Annotated in this window: 14 protein-coding genes; 11 read left to right on the top strand and 3 right to left on the bottom strand. The window is 52.5% G+C overall.

The genetic code is table 11. From position 1 onward, the window contains the following. Window positions 1-461 precede the first annotated feature (461 nt). Window positions 462-779, bottom strand: a complete 318-nt coding sequence (locus CFELI_RS09655) for an ArsR/SmtB family transcription factor (protein WP_277103947.1) — start codon at window positions 777-779, stop codon at window positions 462-464. Between the two features lie 637 nt (window positions 780-1416). On the opposite strand from CFELI_RS09655, the gene CFELI_RS09650 reads away from it, so the two are divergent. The 7 genes from CFELI_RS09650 (at window position 1417) to CFELI_RS09620 (ending at window position 9406) form a co-directional block, all read left to right on the top strand. Next, complete coding sequence (locus CFELI_RS09650; RefSeq protein WP_290258967.1) at window positions 1417-2970, top strand: IS1380 family transposase; 1554 nt, start codon at window positions 1417-1419, stop codon at window positions 2968-2970. 582 nt (window positions 2971-3552) lie between these two features. After that, the gene (locus CFELI_RS09645) at window positions 3553-4938 is read left to right on the top strand and encodes a glycine--tRNA ligase (RefSeq protein WP_277105061.1); all 1386 of its coding nucleotides are present in this window, start codon (window positions 3553-3555) and stop codon (window positions 4936-4938) included. Next, window positions 4939-5469, top strand: a complete 531-nt coding sequence (locus tag CFELI_RS09640; protein WP_277105062.1) for a hypothetical protein — start codon at window positions 4939-4941, stop codon at window positions 5467-5469. Further along, complete coding sequence (locus tag CFELI_RS09635; RefSeq protein WP_277105063.1) at window positions 5470-5904, top strand: hypothetical protein; 435 nt, start codon at window positions 5470-5472, stop codon at window positions 5902-5904. Window positions 5905-6183: 279 nt separating this feature from the next. Then, complete coding sequence (locus tag CFELI_RS09630) at window positions 6184-6816, top strand: DUF3558 family protein (RefSeq protein ID WP_290258989.1); 633 nt, start codon at window positions 6184-6186, stop codon at window positions 6814-6816. Between the two features lie 191 nt (window positions 6817-7007). Continuing rightward, complete coding sequence (locus CFELI_RS09625; RefSeq protein WP_277105683.1) at window positions 7008-7643, top strand: DUF3558 family protein; 636 nt, start codon at window positions 7008-7010, stop codon at window positions 7641-7643. After that, a complete protein-coding gene (locus CFELI_RS09620) occupies window positions 7640-9406 on the top strand; it encodes a hypothetical protein (protein WP_290258988.1) in 1767 nt (588 codons plus the stop codon). Before CFELI_RS09625 ends, CFELI_RS09620 begins: the two co-directional genes overlap by 4 nt. 205 nt (window positions 9407-9611) lie before the next feature. Here the strand turns inward: CFELI_RS09620 and CFELI_RS09615 are convergent, their stop codons facing one another. Then, the gene (locus CFELI_RS09615) at window positions 9612-11669 is read right to left on the bottom strand and encodes a TPM domain-containing protein (RefSeq protein ID WP_277104850.1); all 2058 of its coding nucleotides are present in this window, start codon (window positions 11667-11669) and stop codon (window positions 9612-9614) included. A gap of 166 nt (window positions 11670-11835) precedes the next feature. Between CFELI_RS09615 and CFELI_RS09610 the strand changes: the two genes are divergently transcribed. Both CFELI_RS09610 and CFELI_RS09605 read left to right on the top strand, forming a co-directional pair. Then, the gene (locus tag CFELI_RS09610; RefSeq protein ID WP_277104851.1) at window positions 11836-12558 is read left to right on the top strand and encodes a YdcF family protein; all 723 of its coding nucleotides are present in this window, start codon (window positions 11836-11838) and stop codon (window positions 12556-12558) included. 275 nt (window positions 12559-12833) lie between these two features. Continuing rightward, window positions 12834-14108 (top strand): deoxyguanosinetriphosphate triphosphohydrolase, encoded by a 1275-nt coding sequence (locus CFELI_RS09605; RefSeq protein ID WP_277104872.1) that lies wholly within the window; start codon window positions 12834-12836, stop codon window positions 14106-14108. Window positions 14109-14398: 290 nt separating this feature from the next. Here the strand turns inward: CFELI_RS09605 and CFELI_RS09600 are convergent, their stop codons facing one another. Continuing rightward, complete coding sequence (locus tag CFELI_RS09600) at window positions 14399-14932, bottom strand: guanyl-specific ribonuclease (RefSeq protein ID WP_277104852.1); 534 nt, start codon at window positions 14930-14932, stop codon at window positions 14399-14401. 1026 nt (window positions 14933-15958) lie between these two features. On the opposite strand from CFELI_RS09600, the gene glmS reads away from it, so the two are divergent. Further along, window positions 15959-17827, top strand: coding sequence for a glutamine--fructose-6-phosphate transaminase (isomerizing) (gene glmS, locus CFELI_RS09595; RefSeq protein ID WP_277104853.1), 1869 nt, complete (start codon window positions 15959-15961; stop codon window positions 17825-17827). Between the two features lie 164 nt (window positions 17828-17991). Further along, window positions 17992-19884, top strand: a complete 1893-nt coding sequence (gene dnaG / locus CFELI_RS09590) for a DNA primase (protein ID WP_277104873.1) — start codon at window positions 17992-17994, stop codon at window positions 19882-19884. The last annotated feature ends 273 nt before the right edge of the window (window positions 19885-20157 follow it).

Here is a 20157-nt window from a genome sequence, read left to right as displayed (position 1 = left end):
TAAGCGCAAAGATATCACCTTGCATTAGCCCCGAGCTGTACCGTTCTACTGCTGGGTGGTAGAGCAACTGGTAGAAATTGCAGGTTGAAAGAACATTGCTTCTGTAACGTAGCTGTACTCAACTGTGTCTAGCTCAGCTGCACACGCCATTCCAACACCACATTAGAGCTGACATATCTGCCATGAATGTGGAAGACAGCCCCCACCTGTTTTTATTCGAATCGCGCACATGGCGATGTGAAGTTATGCGCACTAATGATTAAGGAAGAGCGTTAGCAACAAAGGCGGGGAGTGGTGACACTTCGCGGTGCACACGATGTAAAAAGGAAAAGGTGAGCGGCGCAGGCAGGTGAAGGACGGGGCGACGTCGATCCGCATGCGGTGTATAGGTCTCGAAACTGATTAAAAGTTGGGGCAGTTTAGAGGTTACGGACGCTAAGCAAGGGCGGTGTTCCTATGGGTTAGGCAGCGTGGCAGGCATTGGAGTCTTTGTTGATAATTCCCAAAACGCCTGGACAAGCTAGTTTATAGGTAATTAGGCGACCGCTGCGGGTACAGTCAACAATCTTAGTTTCACGTAGAACGCGCAAGTGCTGGCTGATCAGTGGCTGGCTGCTGTTGAGCTTTTCGACGATCTCATACACGTAGTGTTCGCGAGTGGAGAGAATGTGGATGATCTGCAAACGGATCGGAGAGTCAAGTGCCTTAAAAAACTCGGCGACATTTGCCAACTGTGGAGGGGCGAAAGGATCTGGTGCAGGGGTCTCGGAAGTGTACATGGACGTGGCTTTCTTCTTTTCAAGGGATTACGGGAGGCAATTCCGCATCCAATGGGGAAAAGGGAGCGGAACTGCTTCCATCCGGAGCATGCGACAAAAGCTACGATCCGTGTTTTCTTGTATAAATATATGCCCATGTAGTTATATATTTTTTAGTCTGAACGGTTCGGTAACTTTTGTACAGCTGTACATAATAATCTGATGAAGAAGCATTCGTGCGACTTTTATTGAATGTGAGCGCTCTCTAAGTGTGTTGTGTCAAATGAAAATGTGCTTTGTGCTGCTATTTTTCTAGCGCGGGGGGGTGTTCATTGCTTCACATCTTGAAAAATCTTTAAATTTTCCTAAATTTTACCCCTTAATGTGGGTGTTATGGATTGATCAAGTCTTTCGGTTCATGAGATTTTCCTTGATCGAGGGTGCAGAAATTCCCGCTTTTTACGTTAGTCAATGGTCAAAATGTTGCACAATCTTGAGCATTGGGAAAGTTTGGCGATACGTGATTGAACTAACTAACCCGGATTTTTCATGGGTGTGGGGTGAAAAGGTGAGCAAAAAGTAAAGAAAGTGCTTCTTGACCTGCTAGAATAGAGATGTTTTGAAGTCAATAATCTAGGCAGAAAGAAACACTTTCAAGGTGAAGACTACCACATACATTCCACGGGTTGCTAGCTGTTCTCATCTTGTATCCGGTGCGGGGGTGTTACCGTTTGCTCACGTAGCCGAATTGGTGGGAATAAGTGACTGCCTTGATTCCGCTTTGCCGCGTTCTGGGCTCACGCACACGTTAGGGGATGTGTGGGTGAATCTGGCTTTATCGTTGATTGCTGGTGGGGATGATGTCCACGACATCACCTTGCTTTCTTCTGTTTCAACCGCGTTAGCATCAAAATCGTTACCGTCAGTGACAACCGCATGGCGGCGGATCACAGAATATGCAGATACCAGCGAGCATGTGCGAGAAGGGTTTATCCACGCAGCGAAACAAGCTCGCACTAGGGTGTGGGATTTGTTAGGTGATCACGCTCCGCATCGGGTGGCAACAGTTGAACAACCACTGGTTATCGATATTGATGCCACGTTGATTACCGCACATTCCGATAAGGAAAACGCGACGCCTACCTATAAGAAAGGCTTTGGTTTCCACCCGTTATGTGCCTTTATTGATTACACCAGCATCGGTCTGCCTGGTGGGGAGTTTCTTAACTGCCTGCTTCGACCAGGAAATGCCGGGGCAAACACAATTCGTGATCACTGCCAGCTTGTTGACGAGATTCTTGCCACCCTGCCTGATCACAGTGATGGTCAACCCTGGGGCAAACGATTAGTCATCCGTGCTGACAGTGCTGGTGGGACAAAGAAATTCATCAGTTTCCTCAACGATCACAACCTTGGGTATGTTCTGGGTTATTCCGCCCCGCCGACAGCGCGCATCACCCTTGACCATCACCTTCAATCCCAACAAACAACCAACGCTGATACACAACACTTGGGAACCAGTGCTCACACAGGCAAAGACTGTGATCGGTGGGATACTCGGGTGCCGATTGTGCGTGCTTCAGGGGATCTGGTTTGTGATGAGAACCATTTCCTTGAAGACATCACCGGACTACTGCGCACCGCAAATATAGATGAGCACCAACCTTTGGTGAATCTTCTAGCTGACTACCCCGAGGATATGCGTGTTATCGCACGAATCGAACCACCCCACCCAGGGTGCCAACACAGTCTTTTCAACCAACATGGTGTTCGCGCCCAACTGTGCGTAACGAACCTTATTGGGAATATTCAACACATTGACTACTGCTACCGTAATCGGTCTTTATGTGAACAACACATCAAAGACACCAAAGACCAAGGCCTTAGTAAACTGCCGTTTAAACAATTCGGGGCGAACCAAATCTGGTGTTTGATCGTTGCACTATCCCACCAACTTCTTACCTGGACGAAACTCATCGACGCCTGCCACCACAAGGATCATTCACACCAAGAAACAAGCAAGCCTTGGTGGACATGGGTGCCGAAGACTATCCGTGTAAGGTTTGTTGCGGTTGCATCAAAAATCACCACAAGCAGCAGACGCATCATCCTCCAGCTTGACCAGCACAACCCCCACACCCACACACTGGTCACGCTTATTGGCTACACCCAGAGCCTTCTACAGCCACGCTGGAAGAAACGAAAACCCTAACACCCCTAGGCCCACACACGCGATCTGGCAGCCACACTGCAGGCACACCCCAACCCCCAAACCCCACACAACTTTATGGACGCACACCTTGCCCTAAAAACCACGAATCAAAGGGCGAAGGTGAACCAACCAACCCCACAAACACACCACCCCAACCCACCACCACCAAACCCACCCCATGAAAAATCTGGGCTAAAGAAAAAAGTAAAGTGTAAGAGGCTGTAAAAAGTCTGCCGCAAGGTAGCTTCTGCTGCAGGGTGAATGAAATCTTTTTTTTAAAAATCCCCAATTTCTGTCAGAGGGCAGTAGCCTATTCAAGGGTGGGTATGGGGCGTAAAACCATCTAGAGATGCTGCGGTGATGGAACGGTGATACAACCCCGTGGCGACATTCTTCACAATTGTTAGTAAGGTAGAGAAATGCTGTCAGACACCATTGCGATATGTTGCACGCATTTTGCGCTGTGTCGTGGAGGAATTATGAGTCTGGGAGTGTTTTGTGATTTGTTGGACCGGCTCATGGACGCCATTCATGGAGTTCCGGAACTAACCCACCATACCTTCAAGGAGATTGTCACCCATTATGGCTAAAACTAATGTCATCGACACCGTCGTTAACCTCTGTAAGCGTCGCGGACTCGTTTACCCTTGTGGTGAGATCTACGGTGGTACCCGTTCCGCTTGGGATTACGGCCCACTGGGTGTTGAGCTGAAGGAAAACATCAAGAAGCAGTGGTGGCGTACATTCGTCCAAGCTCGCGCCGATATGGTTGGTCTCGATTCCTCCATCATCTTGCCCCGCCAGGTTTGGCATGCATCTGGGCATGTCGATACCTTCACTGACCCACTGGTTGAATCCCTGCACACCCATAAGCGTTATCGTGCAGATCACCTGATTGAGGCTTATGAGGCAAAGCATGGGCACAAGCCTGAAAATGGCCTTGCTGATGTTCCTGACCCAGAGACTGGCCAGCCAGGTGCATGGACTGAGCCACAGCTGTTTTCCGGTTTGATGAAGACCTACCTCGGCCCTGTTGATAACGAGCAGGGTTTGCATTACATGCGCCCAGAAACTGCTCAGGGTATCTTCATTAACTTCAAGAATGTTGTCACCACATCCCGCATGAAGCCTCCTTTCGGCATCGGGCAGGTGGGTAAGGCTTTCCGTAACGAGATCACTCCAGGTAACTTCATTTTCCGTACCCGCGAGTTTGAGCAGATGGAGATCGAGTATTTCGTTCCTCCTGCACAGGCACAAGAGAAGTTTGACGAGTGGGTTCAGGCTTGCTGGAACTGGTTCATTGATCTGGGTATCAAGGAAGAAAACATCCGTCAGTTTGATGTTCCGGAAGATGAGCGCGCGCACTACTCTGCCGGCACTATTGACTTTGAGTACCGTTTCGGTTTCCAGGGTAATGAGTGGGGTGAGCTGATGGGCGTGGCTAACCGTACTGATTACGATTTGGGCTGCCACATTGAGCACTCTGGTGAGGATTTGTCTTTCTTTGACCAGGCGTCGGGCGAGCGTTATGTTCCTCACGTAATCGAGCCTTCTTTCGGTCTGACTCGTGCGATGATGGCATTCTTGTGTGATGCTTATCATGAGGATGAGGCTCCGAATGCTAAGGGTGGTGTGGATACTCGTGTGGTGCTGAAGCTGGATCGTCGTTTGGCTCCTGTGAAGGTTGCTGTTTTGCCGCTGTCGAAGAAGGACACCTTGATTCCTACTGCGGAGAAGCTTGCTCACGATCTGCGTCAGCTGTGGAATGTTGATTATGATTTGTCGGGTGCGATTGGTCGTCGTTACCGTCGCCAGGATGAGATTGGTACTCCTTTCTGTGTGACTGTTGATTTTGATACGCTCGAAGACGGTGCGGTTACTGTCCGTGAGCGTGACACGATGCAGCAGGAGCGCGTGAAGATTGATGAGCTGCAGTCGTACCTGGCTGCGAGGTTGATTGGTTGCTAAATGAAGTATTCAGTGTGGTCTGATCGCTCGGTTGAGCATGGTGTTCCAAGCGCCCATTTGCATGATGATGCAGATGAGTCTCGTGCGGTGTTTCCGCTGGATGTGGCGCAGCATCCTGTAGCTACTGTTGGGCAGGGTTCTTGGGAGTTGAAGGCGGATAAGCATTCTCTCACTGCGATGTTGCCGGATGGTCGGGTGTTTCAGGCCACTACTGGTGCGAAGCCGTTTGGGCGTTCGAAGCGTATCGACGTCGACTTGGCGGGCGTGTCCGTTGCGGCTGTGAATGAGGCTGGTCAGGACTGGGTTTATGTGGATTCTGCGGACGAAAAGTTGGGCCAGTTTTCTGGTGGCAATAATGGTGTGCGCAAGTCCATTACTGAGTTCGAAGTGTCTTCGTTGAGTGATGAGCAGAAGGTGTTTCTTTCGTGGGTGACTAAGACCGCTCTTGAAGCGAAGATGCTGTCGGGCACTTTGGTTTTGACTATCTGCTTGTTACTTGTGATTCCGATTGTGATCTTTGGGCTTGTCTAAATGATCCGCGTGATTTGGGCCAACAATGTTCTTCGGACTGAGTCTGGGGAGGTGTTGGCCCATGTTCGTGCTGATGTGCTTGAGGTGGGTAAAGAACGCCTGTTGATTGAGTCTGCTGTGGGGGTGGGGCTTGGTTTTCGGATGCGGGCGACGAGCACTCGGGGCAAGATTTTTACGTTGACTAAGTCGAGTGTGAGTACTCGTGTGCTGAAGGCGAATTGTCATGGGCGCCGGTATGTGGTGCAGCGGGAATCATGGCGTAGTCGGCGTCGAATTATTGTCAACGCTCAAGGGGAAAAGGTGGGCGTTGTCTATCCACGGGGGTTGAAAGAAGTGGTACTGGAGACCAATAATTCGGTGCCTGTGATTGATCAGGTGTTTCTTTCTTACGGGGTTGCTGTTGTTGATACCGGCGCAGGCAATCTGCGCTATTAATACACTCCGTTGCTAGGTTTTGCCCTAGCTTTCCTTAGAAATTGAGCAAGCGATTGGTTGTGGGTGGGGGCTGTGGGGTTAGTTTTCACCACAGAAAATAGTTCTAAGCATAGCGCCACAACACTTGTGTATTCCTCAAAAGGATTTACTCTCCTACCGCTTTGGGGGTGGTGTGTTTTACCCCCGTGGGAACGGGAATGGTGTTTTTCCAGTCCTATATAAATGAAGAGCTTTTCCTTGCCCATGGTTTTGTCCGTAACGCTGTGTGAAGGAGGGTGTATGAAATCACGCACAGCACTACTACCACTGGTGATCAGTTCTGCTCTTGTGGTGGTTGGGTGTTCTCATTCATCGACCACTCAGGCTGCATCGACAACTGTTGTTTCTTCGTTGGTGCCGACCCCGAATCCTACTGTGGTGCCTGATCTATGGTATCGACCCGCAATGATCCCGCTTCCCCCGGATCGTGAATATACGGAAGGGTTCGATCCGAGTAATCGCACGCAAAAACTCTACAACCCGTGTGATGAGTTGACTGCTGAAGAGCTCGCAGAGTTAGAGCTGGAAAAAATAGGACGTACGCGTACTGAATCAACGTTGTTTGATTGTGGGATGGAGGTGCTTGGGCAAGACGGTGGTTATAACGTCACTACGCATCTTGCGACCTATGCCCATATCAAAGAGCGTGGGCTGATTATTGATGCGACGTTCCCGGATGTCGATGACCGCGTGTATTTCAGTCACATCCGGCACGATACTGCCGATCATTGCGATGCTGCTGTGAGCACTGAAAATGGGCGTTTGAGCATCACCTACAAATATCGCGAAAAAGAACCATTACCGAAAGACGAGCTGTGTCGTCGTGCCTATGAAGTTATGCAAAAACTACGTGTCAAAGGAGGATACCGATGAACTCTCGACCCATCGTGTTTTCACCTCGAAGCACCTGCCTGTTTTTAGAAAAGTACTAGCACTCTTATCGCTTTGGGGGTGGTGTGTTTTACCCCCCGTGGGAACGCGGATGGTGTTTTTCCAGTCCTATATAAATGAAGGGTTTTTCCTTGCCCCTAGTTTTGTTTACAACGCTGTGTGAAGGAGGGTGTATGAAATTACGCACAGCACTACTGCCACTGGTTATCAGTTCTGCTCTTGTGGTGGTTGGGTGTTCTCATTCATCGACCACTCAGGCTGCATCGACAACTGTTGCTTCTTCGTTGGTACCGACTCCGAATCCTACCGTGGTGCCTGATCTATGGTATCGGCCGGCAATGATCCCGCTTCCCCCGGATCGTGAATATACGGAAGGGTTCGATCCGAGTAATCGCACGCAAAAACTCTACAACCCGTGCGATGAGTTAACTGCTGAAGAGCTCACAGAATTAGAGCTGAAAAAAGTTGTAGAAACTGCTACCGCAGGTTCAACGTTGATTGATTGTGGGATGGAGGTGCTTGGTCAAGACGGTGGTTATAACGTCACTACGCATCTTGCGACCTATGCCCATATCAAAGAGCGTGGGCTGATTATTGATGCGACGTTCCCAGATGCCGATGACCGCGTGTATTTCAGTCACATCCGGCACGATACTGCCGATCATTGCGATGCTGCTGTGAGCACTGAAAATGGGCGTTTGAGTATCACCTACACATATCGGGAGAGAAAACCATTACCGAAAGACGAGCTGTGTCGTCGTGCCTATGAAGTTATGCAAAAACTACGTGTCAAAGGAGGATACCGATGAACTATCTGTACTTGAATCTAAGCCAAGTTCGTGACAGTATCAACGAACTAAAATCCATCAAAAAAGCTGTTTCTATGGCGTCAAACTATCCAGTCAAAGGGTTGCTTGATGGGTTTTCAACGGTCAGTGGTTTAGACCACATGGGTCGGTACCACGGGCAAGCCCTTGATGGGGCTGCTGGTAGCGCGAAAGAAATGCTCGAAGCATTTGAACGCCAGATCGACTGGTTAGAACACAACCTTCAAGCTTGTTATGATGCGAATGTTGAAATAAACCAGTTCGTCACAGAAGATATCTACGCGATCGAACACAGTGGCACACCTGAGTACACCCCAGTGGTGTTCCCCACCCGCCCTGAGTTAGGGTTTGCACCCTTTGATTTCCCCGAGCCAATAACATCAAAAGCTGCGTCATTAGAAAGCCTGCAAGAAGCATTGCTTGCAACCAATAACGCAGCAGCTATCGAAGCAGCAGATATCTGGACAGACATATCAAATCGTGTGATGGATATTAGTGCGCGGCTTCGTCGTGTCGCTGGTGATCTTGCAGAGCATAATTACGGTGAAGTATTTGAAGCAGCAGCATCACGAATCCACGAGATGTCCGCCACAGGGATCAACTTCGCCACCAACGCTGATGTTATGGCTACGTCAGTACGACACCTATCAACCATCGCGCCTGCCTACGCTCAAAGCGTTGCCGGTGCACTAGCAAGTGTGCATGTGGTTGGTGCCCACCCATCAGCAATAGCGATGAAAAAACAACTCGAAGAAACCTACCTCGTAGGGTTCAAAGAAGCACTAGGCAGCACACTTGTATCATCCATGCCAGGTGTGCGAAACCTCATGGATGCACCCGAAATAGGATCTGGTGGCGGGAGCACCGGAGGGTTTACAAGCCCAGGGCACACAGGTGGTGGGATAACCCGCAGCGGACACACCGCACAAAACATGGGGATTGATCCGCACCTACAAGCCCACAAAGTCCTCGATGACATTGCAGCCCAACAAGCATCCCTCGGGTTTGACCCAAACGTGGTCAACCCAGTAAATATGCACCAATACCCCGGTGGTGTTAATAGCCTGGGGGCAAGGACCCACACCTGGGGATCAGGACAAACCAACCACGGTGGATCAGGACAGGGATTTACCCCTGCTGCAACACACGCAAACACCGGCAGTACCTGGGGCACACCAGGAACCGGACACAACACTGCTACTGGTACTGGTGCTGGGAGTGGTGTTGGTGCTGGAAGTGGTGCGGGCGCTGGTGCTGGTGGGCGTGGATCATCAGGTGGAATAAATTCTGGTGGTACACGAAGTGGCGCTGGTGGCATGTACAGTACCGGTGGGCTGCGCAGCGGCGCAGGTGGAACAGGCTCTGGTTCCGGATCAGGATCGGGCTCTGGTTCTGGTGGTAGTCGAGGTGGTTATCCAGGTGGTGGATCACAGTCAGGAACAGGTTCTGGGAACGGTAATGGAACACCAGGAACTGGTGGAACAGGCACACAAGCTGCCGGTTCAACTGGTCGTGGATCAACCATGGCAGGCGGGGCACCCATGGGCGGTGCTGGTGGTGGTGCTGGAGGTCGTGAAAATCGACGGCGGACTAATCCACGCACCCGACGCACAGGGGTCAAAGGAGTACTCCAACAAGCAGAACGCGACAAAAACCTCCTCGACCTTTTAGGCGAAGCACCCAAAGTAGTCCCCCGCGTCATCGGCGCAGACGTCTTCAAACCCCGCCACGAACGCGACAAATAACAACACACAACGCCCCTGCTTTCCGTATAAGAAAACAGGGGCGTTTTTGGTGAAAAACTCACAACAGTTCCACCCAACAACTTCGGCTTAGACGCTGACACAATCATGACGTCGGCAAGCAGCTGAAGCCCCGCTCGTGGTCGAAAGCAACCCACCTGTGTTGTTCACAACTATAGGGCAGTAGCGTTGCGCGAAAGTGCGTGGCTTAGAAGCTACCGCCACGAGACCCACCGCCGCCAAAGCTGCCACCGCGGGAACCGCCACCACCAAATCCGCCGCTGAAACCACCACCATGACGGTGACCAGAGTTCAGCAGCTCATTAATCACCATGCCGGCAATCATCGCACCAGTGGTGTTATTCGAAGAGGAATGGCGACGACGGTAATCATCATCGTCACGCTGCGCCAAACGCATCGCCTGCTGCGCCAAGCTTGCAGCCTCACGGGCAAAATTGATAGCCTCACGCGTATTCTTATTCCGATTCACCTCAGCTTGAGCAAACGCGCGCTCAGCCTCAGCCAACTTCGTACGCGCACCCGCCTTAACCACGCGACCACGAGCCGAAATGAAATCTTGGGCAGCCCGGATCTGAGCCGTAGCCACACCAGATTGCTGCGTATACACCTGCAACATGCGCTCATGGCTTGCAGTGCCCTGACGCAACTGATCAAGAAGCTCATCCAACTGGGCATCAATATCAGTCAACGTCGCCCACGTGGACAGCGGATCATCCGGATTGATTTGCTCCACCGCAGTGCGGGCGCGGGCAATCGTGCCATCCACCAAATCCCAATTCATGGCAGTGCCCAATGACTGTCCCTTCGCCCGAATCGCCACAGCCTCGTCGATTTCCGATTGGACTTCCTTAACCAGCTCAGGAATACCCACCTGGGCGCGAGTAATATCCGCTTGGGCGTTTTCAATCGCTGCCAACATCTGATCCGCCTTCGCCGCAGCCTGCTCCGCCAAGCGCACGGCGTCGACAAGCCCACCCTGCTCACCCGCGGGGCGCGCAAGCAACGTGCGGGAAAGATCGAGCTGGCGATTCGCCTCATCCAGCGCAGCCTGAGCAAGCTGAACATTATCCGCAATCGGGGCAATCATCGGCGCAGAATAGTCGCTCTTCAGTTGCTCCAACAGCACTGATGCCGCAGGCATGCGAGCCGTAATATCCACCGAAGCCTGCGTCACCTTATCTAAAGCAGCGGGGGCATTCACCAACAGATCACGCAGCTGGGCAAAATTAACCGCCTCAGCATCAAGCGCATCATCAGCCTGACCACAAGAAGAAATGATCTCCACCAGCAACGCCCGGCGCTCAATCTCGCCCGCGAACTGCTGAGTGTCAAGGCGCTGCTTCAACCCAAACGCCTTCTGCAGCGTCTGAGTTGAATGATTCATCGCACGAGTAAAACTCCGAGTGCGCTCAGCACCAAACTCCGCAATCGCAATATCAAGCTCAGCACGGGCATTCTTAATCGACTCATCCGTGCTCACCAACTCCTCCTGAGCCAAGGACTCCAACGTGTCCAACGGCAATCGTGCAAGCGAAGACGAATCAGCCGGATCCAAGGAACGTGCCTGCTCAAGTACCGCCAAAGAATCCTGCTTGCGACGCCGACGACTTGCAACATACAACCCGCCGCCGGTCGCCCCCAACGCACCTAAGCCAGCCACAGTCCACAACGCGGAACCAGTGCTCTGCCCAGACGATGCCGCAGAACCCGAGGTAGCAGAACCCGGCTGCGAATCGGACACCGCACCACCACCAGCGTTGCTGGCGGCGTCGAGAAGCCCAATGGCAGAACCCGCGAAATCACGCTGCGCTAACGGCTGGGAAGACGCATTCCACATGCGATCCAAATCAGCATCACTAAAGCCTGAACCACCAGTAAAACCAAACTGGTTTGTGCTCACAGCCATCACCACATCGTTCGGGCCCGCCCCAATTCGATTGAGTACCTCCTCCGTCCAACGCTCGGGTGTCAGACCATCAAAATCATTGACCAACACTAAACGGAACTGCCCACCAGTTTCCATCGAATACGCAGCCGCCGCATCCGTGATCTTGTCTATTTCTTCAGGGCTTAACTGGCCCCGCAAGTCAGTGACAATATCCGAATACGCCTCAGGAGCCTCAGCTAAATACGAAACCTGCTGGGCATGCGCGACAAAAAGAGGGGCTGCCAACACACCACAACAAGTGGCGGCGCCACAGCAACCGACGGTGGCAAGAAAAATACGTCCAAAACGGGAGTTCATACTTTCACAGAATACCCAACCACGACACAAAGCAAGTTTTTTTAAACTGCACAACACGCACCAGGAAGCAACGGAAAGCCGCTCGCACATCCCCAAACGCCACATAAGCGCGAAAAGATGCGCAAAAACGCAACCGCACGCCAACAGGGGATTAGACTTGCACACTATGAACGCATTCCCAGCGCATACACGCCACAACCTGCTGCCTACTCGCACGCGGCGACGTCACACACATGGGGGTAAGGTGGCACTAAGCTTGGCCGTTCTCGCGCTTTGCCCAGCGGCGCTGGTGCTGGTGCGCGGGAGGATTCGGCCGAAGAATCGGCGCGGGCGCTTTAACACAATTCTTGTGTTCGGGACCGCGCAATATAACGGTGTGCCGTCCCGCCAGTTCGCAGGCAGGCTGCGGTGGGCGCAGCAGCTGTGGCAGATGCACGAATATCAAACAGTGGTCACCGTGGGTGGAAAGTTGGACGGTGACGCCTACACAGAAGCAGCGGTGGGGCGAACATTTTTGGTGCAAAACGGCGTCGATCCCGACTGCTTAATCATGGTGGAGGAGGGCAATGATACTCGTTCCTCGCTTGAGGCTGCTAGGGAGCATCTCACCGGCCGGGTGTTGATTGTCACCGACCCGCAGCATAGTGTGCGTGCCGAGCTGTGTGCCCGCTTACTGGGCATCGATGCGGTGAGTTCACCCACCCCGCATAACCGAGTGACGATGTTTAGCGTGATGCACGAGCTTGGTGGTCTCATGGTGTTAGGCATCGAGTTCGTTGCCGGTTTTCGTGCGGCGCGAGCTGTGGAAGATGCGTGTCGACGCCTCCAAGGCGTTCTGCGACCCAGCCGGAAAGCCCGTCACGAGCAGATGAGAAAAATGACGGCCTAAAATATGATGCGTGGCTTGGCGAGGGCACAACACTCCGGTATTTTCCCACCTCCCCACATAGGTACATCAGGATTGCTACCTTTAATGACGTCGGTGACTTTCACGAGTGTGAACTTTTGTCGCATGAAAACTCATGATCACTGCGTGGGCGCGCTAGGGTAGGCTCAGCGGCGTGGTGAATAAGGCTTCCTGGTAGGATTCCTGCCGGAATCGGTGAGTTTGTTGTTTCTTGCCAGTGTTTATAGTGCTGCTTCGTTGTGGAAAGATAGAGAAAAATTAGCGGATTTAACTACCAAACCTCGGACTGGGAACGTCGGTGCGCAGAAACCGATAAACACAGCACTCTTGTTGCCCACGATGATGAACGCGGACCCTTTGCCAGGGATCGTGCGCGGGTGCTGCATTCGGCAGCATTGCGTCGACTCGCAGACAAAACCCAAGTAGTGGGGCCACGGGATGGGGATACCCCGCGCACCCGACTTACGCATTCGCTGGAGGTTGCCCAAATTGCCCGCGGAATCGGCTCGGCCCTAGGGTTGAATCCCGACCTGTGTGAAATGGCGGGACTGACTCACGATATTGGGCACCCGCCCTATGGGCACAATGGGGAACGGGCGTTGAATGACGTCGCCGCTGACTGTGGCGGGTTTGAAGGAAATGCCCAAACCTTAAGGATTCTCACCCTGCTCGAACCTAAGGTAGTGGATGAAACCGGCCATAGCTTCGGGCTTAATCTCACCCGCGCCGCCCTTGACGCTGCGTGTAAATATCCTGTGACTCACACGCGTACCGACGGCGGCACCAACAAGAAATACGGCTGCTACGACGAAGACGCCCACATCCTCGACTGGGTGCGGCGCGGGCATGACGATCAACGCGCCAGCATGGAAGCCCAAACAATGGATTTTTCCGACGATATCGCCTATTCGGTGCACGACGTGGAAGATGGCATCGTTGCAGGGCGCATTAACCTCGGGGTGTTGTGGGACTTTGTTGAGCTGGCTCAACTCGCCGATAAAGGTGCTCAAGCATTTGGTGGCAATCCGGAAGAGCTCATCGATGCGGCGGGCTATTTGAGGGAGCTGCATGTTGTGCAGCGTGCAGCGGACTTTCGCGGTAGTTTCCGTGGCTATTGTGAGCTCAAAGCAATGACTTCCGAACTTGTTGGACGCTACGTGGGGGCAGTAGTTGAGCATACGAAGCTTCGCAACGGCGCCCCGATTGGCCGGCTTGAGGGTAACCTTTTCGTGCCTGAACAGGTCATGGCGGAAGTGACGCTACTGAAAACCTTGGCTGTGCTGTATGTGATGGATGATCCGAAACATTTGGAACGCCAGAATCGCCAACGCGACCGCATTTTCCGAGTGTTCGACTATCTCAATGCTGGTGGCATTGGTGCTCTTGACCCCGCTTTCGTGCATTTTTATGAACGCGCCAACACTGATGCGGAAAAACAGCGGGTGTTCATTGATCAGATCGCATCCATGACCGAATCACGACTTGAGCGATTAGCCAAGCATTCGGCTGATCTCAGCAGCTATTACAGCTAGAACGCAGGAGTTTCATGGATGGGTGCAGGCAAGCTGTGCTGCGACAGCATGAAGGGGATCTGACTCCTGATAATCAGACACGTTGACGTGTTGAAAAGGAGATACGATGAGGCGTTGAGTGCTTTGCTGCATGGTGCGGTCAGGTGCGTGTATTTACTGACGACGTCGTCACAGCGTAGTGCACGCACAGTGCGCGTGGCAGGTGTGTTGGGGTGTGGGTAAAGAAAATCTAGGTGCATAAAGTTTCAGCTAAGCACAGCACCTGGATATGAAGGGGGTGGGGGGAATTGTTATGAGTTTGTGGGAGCTTCGGCGTCGGGAATCTCGCAGAACGTTTGGTAGTGATCTTCCGTGTAATACCACTTTTCAGGGTCTTGTTCACTACCGCCACCAGTGACAATCCTTTTGGGTCCGCGGTGGTTGAGACCTGGGGTTTCTACTGTGTATTCCCGGTAGTAGGAACGATTTTTCGGCGGTAGCTCCTTTTCATAGTTGCCGAATCGGCGACTATCGTTATCGGGATAGTCGAAGGGGCCGCCCCGCAAAATATCGTCGATGGTGTCTTTTGCCTCGGAAGGAAGATCCTTCACGTAGCAGAAGTCAAAGGCGTTGTTCGGAAAAGTTGCTGAAGCAGGTGCGGGTTTTTTCTCTGCCTGATGTGGGGTAGCTGGGGCGGCATTGATTTCCGTGGTGCTGGCCACGGATTGGGTGGACGTTTTGAATTCTTGGGTGGACGAATCAGACGGGTTTATGCCGAAATAGGCGGCCACTGCTGCAAGGAGCAGGCCGCCTGCTACTGCTGAAAGTTTCGTGCGCTTAGCCATGGCTGATATTCTGCCATATTTTCAGTTCTGCAACAGGAAATAATCTTCTTGCGCACAGCCGTTGGAAAGTAGGTGTTTAGCGCATGTTTTCAGGGTGTTTAACAACTATCTCGTGGACTTTGGGGGAATGGGCCTAAAAGGGAGTGAGTCTATTTCGAAACGGGTCGTGTCCACTATTTTCGGTTCATGCCCTATATTTTATATATTTATCCATCTGTGTTAAATATGGTGAGTGTGGGTCTCTAGCTGGGAAAATTAGGGCGTCCTTCCTGGTGGGTGGGGATTGTAATTTGAGGTGGTGTAATCCGCATGGGGCTGTCATGGTTGTGAATGGGTAAGGGCATGTGTCCTGTGGGGGTCTTGGGTAAACTTGGGTGTAGTTGCGTGGCGGGGGTTCGGGCGGGGATGTGGTGGGGGTGAGGGTATATTCGTGGATGCTTCACCTTTGATGGGGGTGATTTGGGGGTATTGTGTCGCATCGGTCGTGATGTGGGGGGTCATGGAATGTGATGTGGGTGATGGAGGTGGGGTGCCGGATGTTGAGTAAGGATAGGGGTGTGGCCGAATAGTTGATTGTTGTTTAAGTTTTATCTCAAAAATTATTGAGCTGAAGTTTAGCTATTTTTGTGGATTTTTTCGTGAAAAACAAAGCTATTCTGGATGCTAAAGAGGGGTTGATTCAGTGCACTGATGCTGATTTCGTGCAGGGATGGTGAGAAGAAATGGGACAGTGGTGTGCTTCAGTGGTGTGGAGAGGCTAAGAAAAAATCTGATTGTTGGCTGTGAATACAGGGCGGTCATGTTCAACCTGTGAGAGTGAGTTCTGCGTAGCTGTGTGAATGAACTGTTAAGAAGAAAAAGGGGGAAATGAGGGGATGGTGTGTGGTGGAGGAAGTGGTTGAGGCGAGTGTCAGGGTGAAGCGGACGAGACTTACTTTTTGTCAACGTTGGGGGTGTAAAGAGAAATGACACGCGTGTAAGCAGGTGTAATGAAAAATTGTCGGCTGCTCAAGTACCCTTATTTTTATGTGTGGAATCGTTGGATATGTGGGTCAGGCAGATCGTGCCGGCCGAGATTATGTTGCTCTTGACGTGGTACTTGAGGGCTTGCGTCGCCTAGAATACCGTGGCTACGACTCGGCAGGTGTGGCTTTAGTGCACGATTCTGGTGTGCACTGGCGCAAAAAAGCAGGCAAGGTTGCGGCTTTGGAGGCGGAGATCGCGGCCCGACCGCTGCCAGAAGCTGTCGTTGGAATTGGGCATACTCGTTGGGCAACTCACGGCGGTCCTACTGACGCGAATGCACACCCCCACGTTGTTGCTGGCGGCAAATTGGCTGTAGTACACAACGGTATTATAGAAAACTTTGCCGAGCTTAAAGCAGACCTTATGGCTAAAGGCTTTAGCTTCCTGTCGGAAACTGATACCGAGGTTGCTGCCAGTGTACTTGCTGATCAGCTTGCATCCGCAGGTGATCTCACCGAGGCGATGCGTCGCACCTGCATGCTTCTCGACGGCGCATTCACGCTGCTGGCTGTGCATGCGGATTTCCCCGAACGAATTGTTGCTGCCCGCCGTAACTCCCCACTGGTTATTGGTGTGGGTGAAGATGAGTACTTCTTGGGATCTGATGTTTCTGGTTTCATCGATTACACCAAGGATGCGGTGGAGATGGACAATGATCAGATTGTGACCATCACTCCTTCCGGCTACCAGATCATTGATTTTTCCGGTGGCGTGGCTGAAGGCAAACCGTTCCGTGTGGAGTGGGATGCTGCTGCCGCTGAAAAGGGTGGTTTCGATTCTTTCATGGAGAAAGAAATTCACGATCAGCCCGCCGCTGTGCGTGATACGTTGATGGGTCGGTTGGATGAAAACGGCAAGCTGACCTTGGATGAATTGCGTATCGACGAGTCCATTTTGCGCAGTATTGACAAGATCATTGTGATTGCCTGCGGCACCGCCGCGTATTCCGGCCAGGTTGCCCGCTACGCCATTGAGCACTGGTGTCGCATCCCCACCGAGGTGGAGTTGGCACACGAGTTCCGCTACCGCGATCCCATTGTGAATGAGAAGACTCTCGTGGTGGCAGTCTCCCAGTCTGGTGAGACCATGGATACTCTCATGGCTGTGCGCCATGCACGTGAACAAGGTGCCAAGGTGATTGCTATCTGCAACACTCATGGTGCGACGATTCCGCGTGAGTCCGACGCGATCATCTACACACATGCAGGCCCAGAAATTGCTGTGGCTTCCACCAAGGCATTCTTAGCGCAGATCACCGCCTCCTACCTACTGGGCCTGTATTTGGCACAGCTGCGCGGCAATATGTTTGCTGATGAGGTCAATCGTGTTCTCGACGAGCTTCGCGCAATCCCAGAGAAGATCGCTGAGGTGCTTGCACACGAGGATCAGATTAAGGATTTGGGAACCGCGATGGGTGAGACTACCTCCGTTCTGTTCCTTGGTCGCCATGTTGGTTATCCTGTGGCACTGGAAGGCGCGTTAAAGCTGAAAGAAATCGCCTATATCCATGCTGAAGGTTTCGCTGCTGGTGAGCTCAAGCACGGTCCGATCGCTTTGGTGGAGGAGGGGCAGCCGGTCTTTATTATTGTGCCGAGCCCTCGTGGCCGCGATTCCTTGCATGCGAAGGTAGTGTCCAATATTCAAGAGGTGCGTGCCCGCGGTGCGGTGACCATCGTGATCGCTGAAGAGGGCGATACTGCGGTGGAAGCGTATGCCAATCATGTCATCCGTATTCCACAGTCCCCAACCTTGATGCAGCCATTGTTGGCCACCGTTCCATTGCAGATTTTCGCAGCCCAGGTGGCGAAGTCTAAGGGTTATGATGTGGATCAGCCTCGTAACCTCGCGAAATCTGTCACAGTCGAATAAGCCCGACATCGTGGGCTGAGCACTCGCTGCGTGTGTCCACGTTGAGTTTCCTCCCCCCGTTGCCGATGCAGGTGACGGGGGTTTCGGCGTCGATACGCGCAAAAGTGGCGCTGAAAACAGGTGCTGGCGGGCCTCGTTGGGGTGGTTTGTTAGACTTATCCGTTATGGGCAAAGGACGCATACCGGATACAGATATCCAAGCAATTCGCGAGCAGGCAGCGATTGAAGAAATCGTTGGCGAATACGTCCAACTCAAATCCGCCGGCGCCGACAGCCTCAAAGGCCTAAGCCCGTTTAAGGATGAGAAAACTCCCTCTTTTCATGTGCGCCCCAATCATGGCTACTTTCACTGCTTTTCCACCGGAAAAGGCGGCGATGTTTTCACCTTCCTCATGGAGGTTGAGCATTTAAGCTTCCCCGAAGCGGTCGAGGCAGTGGCGGAGAAAATTCACTATCAGATCAACTATCAAGGCGGTTCCACCGGTGCGCCGCGTGTGGAGCCTGGTACGCGCAAACGCCTGATTGAAGCTAACCGCGCCGCGCACCGCTTCTACCGGGAGCAGCTGGAAACCCCTGCGGCGGCAACTGCGCGCCGTTTCCTGCTCGATCGCGGCTTTGCTAAAGACCAGATTTACCAGTTTGAATGCGGGTATGCCCCGGACGGCTGGGATACGATGACGAAGCATTTGCTGAAATCGTTTAGCTTTCAGGAGTTGGAAGCAGCGGGGTTGTCCACTATGGGTAAGCGCGGCCCCGTTGACCGTTTCCGGCGCCGTTTGTTGTGGCCGATTAAAAACACTTCCGGTGATGTGATCGGTTTTGGTGCCCGCAAACTTTTCGACGACGACAACTTGGGCAAGTATATGAACACGCCCGAAACCATGCTGTATAAAAAGTCGAAGGTGCTTTTCGGCCTCGATATGGCGAAAAAAGATATCGCCACCAAACACCAGTGTGTAGTGGTGGAAGGGTATACGGATGTGATGGCGATGCATGCTGCCGGCATCACGACTGCAGTGGCGTCCTGTGGCACCGCCTTTGGCGAGGAACACTTGCAAATGATTCGTCGACTCATGTTGGATGATAGCTACTTCCGCGGTGAATTGATCTACACCTTTGATGGTGATGAAGCAGGTCAGAAAGCAGCTATGCGTGCTTTTGATGGGGATCAGAAATTCACGGGGCAGTCTTATGTTGCTGTTGCCCCCGAAGGCATGGACCCTTGCGATCTTCGGCTGAAGAAAGGCGACGCCGCTGTGCGCGATCTCGTCGCCAGCCGTGTGCCCATGTTTGAGTTCATTATTCGCACTATCATCGCCGAATACCCACTCGATTCCGCTGAGGGCAGGCTGCAAGCTTTACGACGCGCAGTTCCCATCGTTGCCGACATTAAGGATCACGTACTTCAGGCTGAGTATGCACGTCAGCTTTCGGGCTGGGTGGGCTGGCATGATGAAAGCGCGGTGCTGCAGCAAGTGCGTCAAGCTGCGCGCAACCCGAAGCGACGTCACGAGGTAAAACGGGCAAAACGTTTTGAATCCAACACCCCGCACACCGCTATAGCCATGATGGCCCACCCCGATCCGAAGGAACCCCGCCTGTGGCCGGAGCGCGAATCTTTGAAACTCGCGCTCCAATTCCCCGCGTTTGCTGGGCACTATTTCGATGGGCTTCCTGAAGACGCCTTCAGTAACGAAACGTACCGAGCCATTTTCAACGCGATTATCGCCACCGGCGGGTGTGCTGCCGCTGATAATCAATTCCTGGCACACATCACCGACAATGTTCACGATCTCGTAGGCAAAAGCGTGGTGTCTGAGCTGGTCGTCGAAGGCTTCACTATTGATGTCACTGACCCCGACACTTTGGTCAAACACACCGACCGCACCTTATCGCGCCTGCATGAACAACGCGTGGGCAATCAGATTGCCATTTTAAAAAGCAAACTGCAGCGCATGCGTCCCAGCGAAGATGAAGCCACCTACAACGTGATGTTCGCCGATCTCGTTGCCCTTGAGCAGGCGCGCCGGGAACTGTTGCAGCGCGTGTTTCAGTGAGGTTTTCTCATCACGAAATTGCATCCTCAAAAGAAGGCTTAGGAGCCGACAGGGCACTGAAGCGTGATCGTCGTGATGTGGCGAGAAAGTCCTGTACACCGTGGCCGAAAAGCATGCCTATAAATATGTGGGGATTGATTCAAAAATACTGATTCGACTTTCAGCACACAAGTGAAAAATTGACCTGCGGTTTTGCAGGTAGCACTTGCTCTATGTCGAATTAATATTTCTCTTATATTTCCAAAGCCTTCTATCGCTACTCAGCACAGTGCT

This window comes from Corynebacterium felinum (assembly GCF_030408755.1).
Taxonomy (GTDB): Bacteria; Actinomycetota; Actinomycetes; order Mycobacteriales; family Mycobacteriaceae; genus Corynebacterium; species Corynebacterium felinum.
This window is presented reverse-complemented; position numbering and strand designations above follow the sequence as displayed.

What these genes read in the sequence shown, in the direction of transcription:
- CFELI_RS09655 (WP_277103947.1), bottom strand. Translation starts at nt 779, where the DNA reads ATGTACACTTCCGAGACCCCTGCACCAGATCCTTTCGCCCCTCCACAG.
- CFELI_RS09645 (WP_277105061.1), top strand. Translation starts at nt 3,553, where the DNA reads ATGGCTAAAACTAATGTCATCGACACCGTCGTTAACCTCTGTAAGCGT.
- CFELI_RS09640 (WP_277105062.1), top strand. Translation starts at nt 4,939, where the DNA reads ATGAAGTATTCAGTGTGGTCTGATCGCTCGGTTGAGCATGGTGTTCCA.
- CFELI_RS09635 (WP_277105063.1), top strand. Translation starts at nt 5,470, where the DNA reads ATGATCCGCGTGATTTGGGCCAACAATGTTCTTCGGACTGAGTCTGGG.
- CFELI_RS09630 (WP_290258989.1), top strand. Translation starts at nt 6,184, where the DNA reads ATGAAATCACGCACAGCACTACTACCACTGGTGATCAGTTCTGCTCTT.
- CFELI_RS09625 (WP_277105683.1), top strand. Translation starts at nt 7,008, where the DNA reads ATGAAATTACGCACAGCACTACTGCCACTGGTTATCAGTTCTGCTCTT.
- CFELI_RS09620 (WP_290258988.1), top strand. Translation starts at nt 7,640, where the DNA reads ATGAACTATCTGTACTTGAATCTAAGCCAAGTTCGTGACAGTATCAAC.
- CFELI_RS09615 (WP_277104850.1), bottom strand. Translation starts at nt 11,669, where the DNA reads ATGAACTCCCGTTTTGGACGTATTTTTCTTGCCACCGTCGGTTGCTGT.
- CFELI_RS09610 (WP_277104851.1), top strand. Translation starts at nt 11,836, where the DNA reads ATGAACGCATTCCCAGCGCATACACGCCACAACCTGCTGCCTACTCGC.
- CFELI_RS09600 (WP_277104852.1), bottom strand. Translation starts at nt 14,932, where the DNA reads ATGGCTAAGCGCACGAAACTTTCAGCAGTAGCAGGCGGCCTGCTCCTT.
- glmS (WP_277104853.1), top strand. Translation starts at nt 15,959, where the DNA reads ATGTGTGGAATCGTTGGATATGTGGGTCAGGCAGATCGTGCCGGCCGA.
- dnaG (WP_277104873.1), top strand. Translation starts at nt 17,992, where the DNA reads ATGGGCAAAGGACGCATACCGGATACAGATATCCAAGCAATTCGCGAG.